General features: G+C 73.4%; 9 protein-coding genes and 4 pseudogenes. 10 read left to right on the forward strand and 3 right to left on the reverse strand.

Features of this window, described 5'->3' with window-relative positions; genetic code table 11:
* Positions 1-195: 195 nt before the first annotated feature.
* Complete coding sequence (locus tag OG242_RS30840; protein WP_405901289.1) at positions 196-1,488, reverse strand: alpha/beta family hydrolase; 1,293 nt, start codon at positions 1,486-1,488, stop codon at positions 196-198.
* Between the two features lie 247 nt (positions 1,489-1,735).
* Between OG242_RS30840 and OG242_RS30845 the strand changes: the two genes are divergently transcribed.
* The 8 genes and pseudogenes from OG242_RS30845 (at position 1,736) to OG242_RS30880 (ending at position 7,418) form a co-directional block, all read left to right on the forward strand.
* Complete coding sequence (locus OG242_RS30845) at positions 1,736-2,992, forward strand: ATP-grasp domain-containing protein (RefSeq protein WP_405901290.1); 1,257 nt, start codon at positions 1,736-1,738, stop codon at positions 2,990-2,992.
* On the forward strand, positions 2,989-3,822 hold the full coding sequence (locus OG242_RS30850) for a Rossmann-like domain-containing protein (RefSeq protein ID WP_405901291.1): 834 nt from the start codon (positions 2,989-2,991) through the stop codon (positions 3,820-3,822). The genes OG242_RS30845 and OG242_RS30850 overlap by 4 nt, the downstream gene beginning before the upstream one ends.
* Positions 3,819-4,886: a PLP-dependent cysteine synthase family protein gene (locus OG242_RS30855; protein WP_405901292.1), complete on the forward strand. Its 1,068-nt coding sequence runs from the start codon at positions 3,819-3,821 to the stop codon at positions 4,884-4,886. The genes OG242_RS30850 and OG242_RS30855 overlap by 4 nt, the downstream gene beginning before the upstream one ends.
* Positions 4,883-5,173, forward strand: a pseudogene (locus OG242_RS30860) (dipeptide epimerase); the annotation flags it as partial. The gene OG242_RS30855 and the pseudogene OG242_RS30860, both read left to right, overlap by 4 nt.
* Before the next feature lie 204 nt (positions 5,174-5,377).
* Positions 5,378-6,493: pseudogene (locus OG242_RS30865) on the forward strand (MFS transporter); the annotation flags it as partial.
* Between the two features lie 10 nt (positions 6,494-6,503).
* Positions 6,504-6,821 (forward strand): annotated as a pseudogene (locus tag OG242_RS30870) (class I SAM-dependent methyltransferase); the annotation flags it as partial.
* Positions 6,817-7,140 (forward strand): annotated as a pseudogene (locus OG242_RS30875) (ABC transporter substrate-binding protein); the annotation flags it as partial. The pseudogenes OG242_RS30870 and OG242_RS30875, both read left to right, overlap by 5 nt.
* Before the next feature lie 5 nt (positions 7,141-7,145).
* Positions 7,146-7,418: a hypothetical protein gene (locus OG242_RS30880; protein WP_405901789.1), complete on the forward strand. Its 273-nt coding sequence runs from the start codon at positions 7,146-7,148 to the stop codon at positions 7,416-7,418.
* 36 nt (positions 7,419-7,454) lie between these two features.
* On the opposite strand, the gene OG242_RS30885 is transcribed toward OG242_RS30880, so the two are convergent.
* Positions 7,455-9,578 (reverse strand): SpoIIE family protein phosphatase, encoded by a 2,124-nt coding sequence (locus tag OG242_RS30885; protein WP_405901293.1) that lies wholly within the window; start codon positions 9,576-9,578, stop codon positions 7,455-7,457.
* 105 nt (positions 9,579-9,683) lie between these two features.
* Positions 9,684-10,076, reverse strand: a complete 393-nt coding sequence (locus OG242_RS30890; RefSeq protein WP_405901294.1) for a nuclear transport factor 2 family protein — start codon at positions 10,074-10,076, stop codon at positions 9,684-9,686.
* 70 nt (positions 10,077-10,146) lie between these two features.
* Here OG242_RS30890 and OG242_RS30895 point away from each other — a divergent pair, with 70 nt between their 5' ends.
* Both OG242_RS30895 and OG242_RS30900 read left to right on the forward strand, forming a co-directional pair.
* Positions 10,147-10,731 carry a PadR family transcriptional regulator gene (locus tag OG242_RS30895; RefSeq protein ID WP_405901295.1) on the forward strand — a complete coding sequence of 195 codons (585 nt, stop codon included), beginning with the start codon at positions 10,147-10,149 and terminating at the stop codon, positions 10,729-10,731.
* Positions 10,732-10,766: 35 nt separating this feature from the next.
* Positions 10,767-11,465, forward strand: a complete 699-nt coding sequence (locus tag OG242_RS30900) for an alpha/beta fold hydrolase (RefSeq protein WP_405901296.1) — start codon at positions 10,767-10,769, stop codon at positions 11,463-11,465.
* Positions 11,466-11,486: the final 21 nt, after the last annotated feature.

The raw sequence follows: 11,486 nt of genomic DNA on the forward strand, positions 1-11,486 counted from the left end.
ACGGACATGACTATGCAGTGCATGTATACACGTAGTGCATAGTTGGCCGGTGTTCCGGGCCGTGCTCAGGGGGAGGGGTGAGGGTCGTCGTGTGTGCGGCGTGCCGCCTTGCTGTGGATCAAGACCGCGGATCGGCGCCAGGGGTTGCCTCGTGCCGGGAAAAGCCGTCGGAACCGTTGGCCGTGTGCGTACGCGTCAGGCGGTATCGCCGGTCAGGTGGGCGATGAACCATGCGCGGGCCCGGTCGGCGACCTCGTCCAGGGTCCCCGGCTCCTCGAAGAGGTGCGTCGCGCCGGGGATGATGTCGAGCCGGCTCTCGCAGCGCAGCTCCGCCTGCGCCCGCCGGTTCAGATCGAGCACCTCGCTGTCCCTGCCCCCCACGAGGAGCAGTGTCGGTGAGCGGACCTCTCCCAGGCGGGCGCCCGCGAGGTCCGGACGGCCGCCGCGCGAGACGACCGCCCCGATGCCCGTGTCGGGGTCCGCGCCGACGACGGCCGCCGCCTGGAGCGCGGCGGCCGCGCCCGTGCTGGCCCCGAACACGCCGAGGGGCCCGGGGGAGTGGTCCCGTACCCAGGCCGTGGCGTCCACCAGGCGGCCGGCGAGTGCCGAGATGTCGAAGACGTGACCGCCCTCGGCCTCCTCGTCCGTGGTGAGCAGGTCGAAGAGCAGCGTGCCGATGCCGGCCCGGTTCAGCGCCGCCGCGACCGACCGGTTGCGCGGGCTGTGCCTGCTGCTTCCGGAGCCGTGGGCGAACACCACGAGCGCCCCGGCGTCGCCGGCCGGGGTGAGGGTGCCCGGCAGGTCCACCCCGCCGGCCCCCACCAGTACGTCGCTGGTCAGCCGGGACCCGGAGTGCCGTGCCGCCCGGGCCAGGAGCGCGACGACCTCCTCGTCCGGGGTCTGGCCGAAGTCCCGGTACCACTCGCCCACCGCGGAGAACCCGGCCGGCGCCGACAGGCAGACCAGCTCGTCCGCCTCCTTCCGCAGCACGGCCGCGGCGGACGGCGGCGCGACCGGAACGGCCAGCACCACGTGGGCGGCGCCCTGGGCACGGGCCACCGCGCAGGCGGCGAGCGCGGTCGCGCCGGTGGCGATGCCGTCGTCCACGAGGACCACCGTGCGTCCTTCGAGGGGGATGCGCGGCCGGTCGCCCCGGAACGCCCGGGCCCGGCGCGAGAGCTCGGCCTCCTCGGCCTGCTGGACGGAGGCGATGTCGGACTCCGACACACCGGCCCGGCGCACGATGTCCTCGGTGATGACGAGCACCCCGCCCTCCCCGATGGCGCCGAAGCCCAGCTCCGGGTGGCGCGGCACGCCCAGTTTGCGGACCACGATCACATCGAGCGGTGCGTGCAGTTCCTGCGCGACCCGGAAGGCGACCGGCACACCGCCGCGCGGCAGGCCCAGCACGACCGGGTCGCTCTGCGCGAGGGGGCCGAGAGCTTCGGCGAGCCGCCGGCCCGCGTCGGTCCGGTCGGCGAACAGCACGGGACTCACCCCACATCGAAGACCACGTACGGCGGCCACCCGCCTCGCGCAGGGTGACGCGCGTACCTCATTCCAATCAACCGCGCCCGCCGGGCACACGCAAATCGACGGAAAGGCACCGGAGTCCGAAACGTAGGTGACAATGAAAACGATTGTCGTTAACGTAGTGGAGTCGGGTGCGCAGCCTGCCGGCTGTGTGCCGGAGTGTGCCCGGAGTCCTGCAACCGTGCGGCAAAGAGGGGGAGTTGTGGCTCATCTGCTGATGGTCGAGAGCTGGGTCGGATCGATGAGCAGACTGCTGCCGAGAGCCATCCGGGAGGGCGGGCACGAGTTCACCTTCCTCACCCGCGATCTGCACCACTACCTGCGTTCGGCGCCCGAGGGCGCCCGGCACCCGCTGCTCACGGCCCGGAACATCCTGACGGCCCCCACCAACGACCCCGGCCGGCTGCTGCCGTTCGCCGAACGGGCCCACCAGACGCTGGGGTTCGACGCCGTGGTCTCGTCCTGTGACTACTACCTGCCGGTCGCCGCCCGCATCGCGGCCCGGCTGGGCCTGCCCGGCCCGGCGCCCGAGGCGATCGAGAACGCCTGCCGCAAGGACGCCACCCGGGACGTCCTCGCCCGTGCCGGAGTACCCGGACCGCGCTACGCGATCTGCGCCGACTGGGCCGGGACCGCGAAGGCGGCGGCGCGGACCGGCCTGCCGCTGGTCGTCAAGCCGGTCGACCTGTGCGCAGGGATGCTGGTACGCCGCGTCGACGACGAGGCGCAGCTCGCCGCGGCCCACCGCGCCCTCGCCGACTTCCCGGTCAACGCGCGCGGCCAACGGCGCTCGCCGGTGGTTCTGCTGGAAGAACTGCTGCACGGCCCCGAGGTCAGCGTCGAGACCGTCACCCACCGGGGAAGGACCCAGGTGATCGGGGTGACGGACAAGAGTATCGGCGGCGCACCGGCCTTCGTGGAGACCGGACACATGTATCCGGCGGCCCTCACCGACCAGGACGCCCGCGCGGCCCGGGGCACCGCGGTCCACGCGATCGAGGCGCTGGGCCTCGACGACGTCGTGGCGCACACCGAGATCAAACTGACGCCCGTCGGCCCCCGCGTGGTGGAGGTCAACCCCCGCCCGGCGGGCAACCGCATCACCGAACTCGTGCGGCATGTGACCGGCATCGACATCGCCGCCGCCAGTGTCGATGTCGCCCTCGGCCAGGAGCCGGACCTGCGACCGCACGACACCGGACTGCGCAGCGCCGCCATCGGCTTCCTGGTGCCCGGGGCACAAGGAGTACTGGACGGGATCGACGGCGGCGACACGGTCGGCGAGTCCCGCGACGTGCTGGAGCTGAGCCTCGCCGCTCCCGGCACGAGCGTCACCGCCGCGGGCAGCAACAACGAATACCTCGGGCATGTGATGGCCGGCGACACCGACGGGCCGGGCGCCCGGGACCGCGTGGAAGCACTGCTGGCGGGGCTTCACCCCCGGGTGGTGTCCCGATGACCGCACACACCGCCACCGCACCGGCCCCAGGCTCGTGCGAGGAGCTCGTGTCCCGGGTCCTGGCGCGCGCGTACGGGCACGACCCGAGGGCCCTCCGCGTCAGCACCGCGTTCACAACCCGCCAGGCCGTCAGGCATCCGGGACGGGCCGGCGGCTACCGCAACGAGGTACTGAGCCTGCGTATCGCCGCGGCCGTCGGCTCCTGCGCGGTCGAGCCGGACGAGCTGCCGGACGGCACGGCCGACGACTGCGTCGGCACCGATGCCGCGACGCTGCTCGCCCACCCGCTGCGGCCGGTACGGATCGCCGCGCTCGACGCCTTCCTCATGCACGCCCTGCCCCATGGCCCTGCCTCGGGCGCCCGGCCGCTGCCGCTGCCCGCAGGGGGTTCCCTGGAGAAGTCCCGGGCCAGGGCGCGCGCCGTCGTCGGCCTGCTGGACCTCCCGCCCGGCCGCACCGTGCTCGTGGTCGGAGTGGTCAACTCGCTCCTGGAGGCGCTGCGCGAGCGGGGACTGCGTTACGTGCCCTGCGACCTCAAGGGCGGCACCACGGAGTGGGACGAGCCGGTACGCAGGGACGCGTCAGGCCCGCTCGCCGGGTGCGACGCCGTCCTCGCCTCCGGGATGACGCTCGGCAACGGCAGCTTCGAACAGTTCAGGACCCATGCCCTGCGGCACGGCAAGCCGCTCGTGATGTTCGCCCAGACGGGCAGCGCCGTGCTGCCCCGGTTCATCGGCTCCGGGGTCACCGCCGTGTCCGCGGAGCCGTACCCCTTCTTCTGGCTGGACGGCGGCCCCGGCACCATCCACCAGTACGGAGGCAACCGGTGACCACCGCACTTCTGCGCCCCGCCGGCAACCGCGAACTGCTCGGCCTGGTCGGGCGCACCCCGCTCGCCCGTATCACCGCGCCCCTGCCCTGTCCGCACCCCGGCTTCTGGGCCAAGCTCGAAGGCTTCGGGGTGGGCGGCATGAAGGCACGCGCCGCCGTGTCGATGCTTCAAGGAGCTGAGGAACGCGGTGAACTCCTGCCCGGCGCACCGGTCGTGGAGTCCACGTCCGGCACGCTCGGCATCGGGCTGGCCTTCGCGGGCCAGGCGCTCGGCCACCCCGTCGTCCTGGTGGGCGATGCCGAACTCGAACCGTCCATGCGGCAGTTGCTGCGCGCCCACGGAGCCCGGCTGGAGCTCGTCGACCGGCCCGCGGACCGGGGCGGCTGGCAGGCGGCACGGCTCACCCGGCTCCGCGAGCTGCTGTCCACGCTGCCGGGCGCGTACTGGCCCGACCAGTACAACAACCCCGACAACACGGCCGGTTACGCCTCGCTCGCCGCCGAGATCGTCGGCCGGCTCGACCGCGTCGACGTGCTGGTGTGCAGCGTCGGCACCGGCGGCCACAGCGCCGGGGTCGCCGCCCGACTGCGCAGGCAGTGGCCCGCGCTCCGGCTGATCGGCGTGGACGCCACCGGCTCCACGATCTTCGGCCAGCCCGCCCGCCCCCGGCTCATGCGCGGTCTGGGCAGCAGCATCCATCCCCGCAACGTCGCCCACGACCGGTTCGACGAGGTGCACTGGGTCGGCCCGGCCGAGGCCGCCGACAGCTGCCGCAGGCTCGCCAGGGACAACTTCGTCAGTGGCGGCTGGAGCACCGGCGCCGTCGCCCTCGTCGCCGCCTGGGCAGCCCGGGTGCACCCGGGTGCGGTCGTGGTGACCGTCTTCCCCGACGGCCCCCACCGCTACCTGGGCAGCGTCTTCGACGACGGCTTCAACGCCCTGCACGGCCTGCGGGCAGGCGCCCCTGCGACCCGGCCCGTCGAGATCGCGCACCCCCGGGCGACGGAGGCCACGGGCTGGACCCGCTGCACGGCCGTCAGCGCCCCCCGGGAGCACCGATGAAGTGCACCCTCCACACCACGGAGCTCCGGCTCGCCGAGCCGCTGCGGATCTCCCGGTCCACCACGACCTCCCGGCACGCCGTCGGACTGTCCGTCGAGCACCAAGGGCTCCACGGCCACGGCGAAGTGGTCACCAGCGTGTACTACGGCCTGGACACCGGCACCCTGCACCAGTGGCTGCGCCGGTGCTTCCAGGCACTCGCCCGTTTTCCCGACCCCGAGACCGCCCTCGCCGCACTGACCGAGGACGGAACCGGCGCGCCTCCTGCGGTCACGGCCGCCGTGGAATCCGCGCTGCTCGACCTCGCCGGCAAGCGCGCCGGGAAGCCCGTGCACCGGCTCCTCGGCGCGACCGCCCCGCCCACGGCCGTCACCGCCCGGACCGTCGGCGTCACCACGCCCTCTCGGGCCGCCGCCCTCGCCGCCCGCCTCGCGGACCACGGGTTCACGGTCCTCAAGGTCAAAGCCGGATCGGCGGACCCCGAGGACGACGTCGGCACCGTGCTCGGGGTGCGCAACCTCAGCCAGCAGGGGCTCTTCGTCATCGGCGGCTCGGCCGCGGACCGGCTGGGCGCCCGGGGCGTGATCATCACCGGTTGCGCACTGCGGACCGTGGGCTTCGGCCTGTTCGCCCTCGGCGACGGAACGGCGGTGCTGCTGGCCGCCTCGGTGCACAGCGGGCTGGCCGGCGCCCTGTTCAACCCGGCAGTCCGCGCCTACCTCGCCCAGGAGGCGGGGGAGCGAAGGGCCGAGACGTTCGCCCTGTTCAACGTGTTCGCGACGACCGGGGCCCTCGTCGGCCCACTCCTCGGCAGTGCGCTGCTTCTCGTCGACTTCCGGGCCGCCGCCCTGGCGGCGGCCGGGCTCTTCGCGCTCCTGACCGTCGCCCAGGCCCTGATGCTGCCGGCCGGACAGGTCGCCCCGGCCCAGGGGCACGTGCTCGCCGACTGGCGCGAAGTGGTGGGGAACCGGGCGTTCATGGCGTTCGCACTGGCCATGGTGGCCATGATCGCGCTGGAGAGCCAGCTCTATCTGCTGCTCCCCGAGGGCGCCCGCCGGGCCACCGGATGGGACGGGGCCGCCGGCCCGGTCCTCGCCGTGGCCACGCTCGCCGGGCTCGGGTTCCAACTGCGTATCACACGGGCACTGCAACGGCGTGGCAGCCGGGCGGGCTGGATCAGCGGCGGCCTCGCGCTCATGGCCGCGGCCTTCGTCCCGCCCATGTGCGTGACATGGGGGCCGGGCGCGGACCCCGGAGACGTGCCGGGCGTCGTGCTGCGCATCGTCCCGGTCCTGGTGGGCGCCCTGCTCCTGCAGACCGGGCTCATGGTCGCCCAGCCCTTCGTGATGGAGCTGGTGCCCGCCTTCGGCCGGTCCCGGCTCACCGGCACCTACTTCGGGGTCTTCCACATGGTCTCCGGCATCGCCGCCGCCCTGGGCAACGCGGCCGTCGGCTGGGCGATGGACACCGGTGCGCGCACCGGTGCCGGATGGCTGCCGTGGGCGTGCTGTCTGGGCCTCGGACTCGCCTCGGCGGCCGCCGTCGCCCGGCTGCACCGCGTCGGAGCACTGCCCGGGAAGCCGGCACCCGTGCCGGCCCGCGCGTGAGGGGGCCGGCATGAAGGACAGGAACCTGCTCACCGACAACCCGGCCCTGTATGAGGTGCGCTTCCCCGACACCGAACGGCTCGCCGGACGCTGGACCGAGGAGTGCCTGCGTACCCATGGAAGCGGCGCCCGCATCCTGGACATAGGCTGCGGCACCGGCCGCGACGCCGCCCACCTCTACTCCGTGGGCCGCACGGTGACCGGCGCCGACCTCTCCGGGGCAATGCTCCGGCACGCCGCCCGGCACCACCCCGGCCCCCGCTACCTCCGCGCCGACCTGCGCCGCTTCGACCTGGGAGCGGGGAGCTTCGACGCCGTGGCCTGCCTGGCTGCGCCGCAACGACGACTACTGGGAGGGCGCACCGCACCTGGACGAACTGGAGTTCGTCGTCGCCGACGAGGAGTCCGCGCGCGTCAACGCCCTGCTCGGCGGCCAGGTGGAGTACGCCCACGAGCTGAACCCCGCGACCGCCCGCGCCCACGAGCACGGCGGGCGTGTGACCATCGTGCGGCTGCGCAACAGCGCGATGCAGTCCTTCGCCATGAAGACCGACCGGCCGCCCTTCGACGACCGCCGCGTCCGCCAGGCGCTGTTGCTCGTCGCCGACCGCGCGGCCCTCGCCCGCGCCGCTCTGGCCCGCCCCGGGTCCTGGTGTGCGACGAGATCACCTCGGGCCTCGATCCGCTGGCCCGGGACGCGGTGCTCGCCCTGCTCGGCGGGCTGCTGCGCTCGGGGCGCATCGAGGCGCTGATCCTGATCAGCCACGATCTGGGGACCGCTGCGCTGGCGGACCGGATCGCGGTGATGGAGGACGGCGAGGTGGTGGAGGTGGGGGCGGCCGGCCGGGTACTGGGCGCGCCGGAGCACGTCTTCACGAGGGAACTCGTGGCGGCGGAGGGCACATTCGCTGTTGCCGGGGACTGAAGGACCGGGGTTCGGGGCCGCTCCCGCGCCAAGGCCCTAGCCCTCCAGCGCCTTGATGAGCAGCAGCGCGATGTCGTCGCTGCCGGGTGTGACGTCCTTCGCGTACCGGACGAGGCTGTCCGCGACGGCGTCCATGGGCCGGCCGGCGCTCCGGGTGAACTGGCGGGCGAGCGCCGCCGTCGACTCGTCGAGATCCGTGCCGGGCACCTCCACGAGCCCGTCCGTGTACAGCGCGAGCGCGGCGCCCGGCGGCAACGGGATCTCGGTGGTCGGGTAGCGGGCGTCCCGGTCGATGCCCAGCAGCAGCCCCGGAGGCAGCCGCAGCACCTCCGTGTCCCCGCCGGGGTGGCGCAGCAGCGGGGGAGGGTGGCCGGCCGTGGCCAGCAGCGCGCGGTGCCCGGCCAGGTCCAGATGGACGTAGAGGCAGCTGGTGAAGAGGTCCGGGTCGAGATCGGCGAGCAGCCGGTTGGTGCGCGCGAGCACCTCGGCGGGCGGCGCACCGGCCGAGGCGTGCACCGCCGTGCGTACCTGCCCCATCAGCGCGGCAGCCTTCACGTTGTGGCCCTGTACGTCACCGATGGCCGCGGCGGCGCTCGTGGCGTCGAGCGGGATGACGTCGTAGAAGTCGCCGCCGATGCCCATGCCGCGCGTGGCGGGCAGATAGCGGGCGGCCACGTCCAGACCGGCGATCCGGGGCAGGGCGTGGGGCAGCAGATGGGCCTGGAGACTGTGGGCCAGCTGCTCCTTCGTGTCGTACAGGCGGGCCCGGTCCAGGGCCTGGGCGATGAGCCCGGCGATGGACGTGAGGAGCGCCCGTTCCTCCGGCTCGAAGGGGCGCGTACGTTCGTAACCGAGCACCAGCGTCCCGACAGGGCGTCCCGAGGCGAAGAGCGGCAGGAACGCCCACGCCGTCAGGCCGTCCTGGAGCGACGCGGGCGGGAAGGCGCGCCGGAACTCGTCGAAGGTCCGGTAGAACGCGGGGACACCGGTGGTCAGGACATGGGCGACGGGGGCGCTCGAGGTCAGCGGCGCGCCCTCGAAGCACTCCATCAGCGCGTCGCTGAAACCGCGGTGCCCCTCGATGCGCAGCCGGCCCTCCGCCGCCGTCAGCACGGCCAGCGCCTGGGTGCGGAAGGCGGGCACCAGCTGTTCGGAGATCAGCTCGACCACGTCCTGGATGCCCACGGCCTCGGTGAGCGTCGCGGCCAGATGCATCAGGTGGTAGAGCGCGACGGCACGGCCCGGGGCGCTCGGTGACGCGGCGGCGCCGGTGGCCGTGGGCAGCGGAGGCGCGTGCGGCCCGCTGACGGGAGTGATGTACACGCTGATGCCGGACGCGTCGGGGTAGAGGCGGAACGACAGCCACTGGTCCGGCGGCCGCAGGGCCACGAAGGACATCGGCTCGCGGCTGATCATCGCGCCCCGGTACTGGTCCTCGAAGAGCGGATCGGCCATCCAGCGCAGTGACTCCCAGGGCAGCGTCCCCACCAGATCCGCCACGCGCCCGCCGACCAGTTCCGCGCCGGTCTCCGTGAGGAAGGTGATCCTGCCGTCCATGTCGAGGGTGCAGCAGCCGCCCGGCAGCCGGCCGACGAAGTCCGCGGCGGCGACCGCCTCGGTGTGGGCGGGCGGCGGTGCGGTGACCGGGGGCAGCACCCGCGGTCCGGCGCCCGCCGTCACCGGACGGCCCCGCTCCCGCGCCTCGTGCAGCACCCGCGCCGCGTCGCCGCAGCAGTCGTCGACCGCCGCACGTTCCTGCGGCGTCAGCTGGGCCGGGTGGGAGCCGGGCCACAGCAGTACGAGACCGCCCAGCGCCTCCGTTTTGCTGACCAGGGGCGCTGCGGCGAGCGCGAAGCGGTACGGCAGGACGAGCGCGGGGCGCGGATAACGCCTGGCCAGCTCCTCCTGGCTGCCGAGCCACACCAAGTGCCGGTCCTTCACCGCGTCCGACACCGGCATGGGCGCCGACAACGGAACCCGCAGCCAGGGGTCGGCGATCTCCGCCGGGATTCCGGCCAGTACGGCGAGCCGGAGTGTCGATCCGCCGGGCGGCAGCAGATAGAGCATCGCCACGGCGGCGCCCGTCTCCCGCACGGCACACGCCACCGCCGCGTCCAGAAGGTCCTCCGCGGAGTCCACGGCGGGCCCGACATTGTCCATAAACGGACAATACGCCCGCGTCCCGTCCTCGACACCGCGATGGCGCCCACCGCGACGCGCTTTCCGGCATCCGCCCGGCCGACTCCGGGAGTGCGCGGTGGCCGGTCAGCCCGCCGCGGCCTCCCGGCTGATCTGCTCGAACCGCGCCCCCATCTCCGCCGCCAGCGCCTGCGCGGCCGACAGGGGGCGGACCATCACCATGAGGTCGTCGATCAGACCCTCCTCGTTCAGATGGAGGAAGTCGCAACCGGTGATCTCCCGGTCGCCGACCTTCGCCGTGAAGACGAGCGCGTGGTCGCGCCCGTCCGGGCTCGCCATCTCCCGTACGTAGCGGAAGTCCCCGAGCACCTCCGAGACGGCCCGCAGGATCGCCGCCGTGACCGGCTTCCCGGGGTAGGGCTTGAACGCCACCGGGCTGGTGAAGACGACATCGTCGGCCAGCGCCGCCTCGACCGCCGTCAGATCGTGCGCCTCCACCGCCTTGCGGAAAGCGAGCATCCCGGCCTCCATAGTCAATTTGTTGAATAGGTGCCAACGAGATTAATCACATGAGTGCTAGCGTGTCCAGATGTCACTCAAGTACGCGGTCCTGGCGGCCCTGCTCGAAGGGGAGGCGTCCGGATACGACCTGGCGAAGGTCTTCGACGTCTCGGTGGCGAATTTCTGGTCCGCCACCCCCCAGCAGCTCTACCGGGAACTGGACCGGCTCGCGGAGGACGGGCTGATCGAGGCGCGTGTGGTCGAGCAGCTGCGCCGGCCGAACAAGCGGCTCTTCACACTCACGCCGGACGGCCGCCACGCGCTCGGCGCGTTCACCGCCGAGTCGCCCCGGCCCACCGCCATCCGGGACGAACTGCTCGTCATGATCCAGGCCGTGGATGTCGGCGATCCCGACGCGGTACGCGCTTCGGTCGAGGAGCGCATGGAGTGGGCGCGCGCCAAGCTCGCCCGCTACGAACGGCTGCGCCTGCGCCTCCTGGACGGCAGCGACGAGGCGGCGTTCCTCGCCGGGACCGAACGCGTCGGCCCCTATCTGACGCTGATGCGCGGCCGGTCCTTCGAGGAGGAGAACCTGCGCTGGGGACAGCGCGTCCTGGAGATCCTGGAACTCCGCGCGGCGGCGCGGGCGGTGGGCGGCGGGGAAGCGGTCTGACGGCGTTGTCAGACCCCTCGGTTAGGGTCCCCGGCATGACTGAATTCGTGTTGGTGGCGGGTGCCTGGCTGGACGGATCGGTGTGGGACGACGTGGCGTCGGCCCTGCGTGCGGCCGGACACGGCGTCCATGCGGTGACTCTGTCGGGAGTCGGTGAGAAGCGGGAGCGGCCGGTCGGCCGGCAGACCCATGTGAACGACATCGTCGAAGAGGTGGAGCGGCTGGGCCTGCGCGACGTCGTCCTCGTGGGCCACAGCTACTCGGGCATTCCCGTGGGCCAGGCCGCCGAGCGCCTGGGCGACCGGCTGACCCGCGTCGTCTTCGTGGACGCCGGCGTGCCCACCGACGGCGAGTCGTTCGTCTCCGCCTGGTGGCAGGGGCCGGACGCGCTCCAGGCGCAGCTCGACGGGAACGGCGGCCTCTGGGCCCTGCCGGAGGCCGCCGAGTTCGAGGGCCAGGACATGACCGACGAACAGATCGCGCGTTTCCTGGCCGGCGCGACGCCGCACCCGGGCGCCGCCCTGAGCGACCCCGCCGTGCTGGACCGCCCGCTGGGCGAACTGCCGGCGACGTACGTCAAATGCCTCCTCGACGGCCCCGAACCTGGCGAGGACGTGGCCCGCCTGCTGACGAGCGAGCAGTGGGAGCTGGTCACGATGGACACCGGCCACTGGCCGATGATCTCCCGCCCCGACGAACTGGCCGCGATCCTCGACAAGGCCGCCGCCTCCTGACGACCGATCGGGGGCGTGGCG

Origin of the sequence: Streptomyces sp. NBC_00727 (genome assembly GCF_045161745.1) — a bacterium.
Taxonomy (GTDB): Bacteria; Actinomycetota; Actinomycetes; order Streptomycetales; family Streptomycetaceae; genus Streptomyces.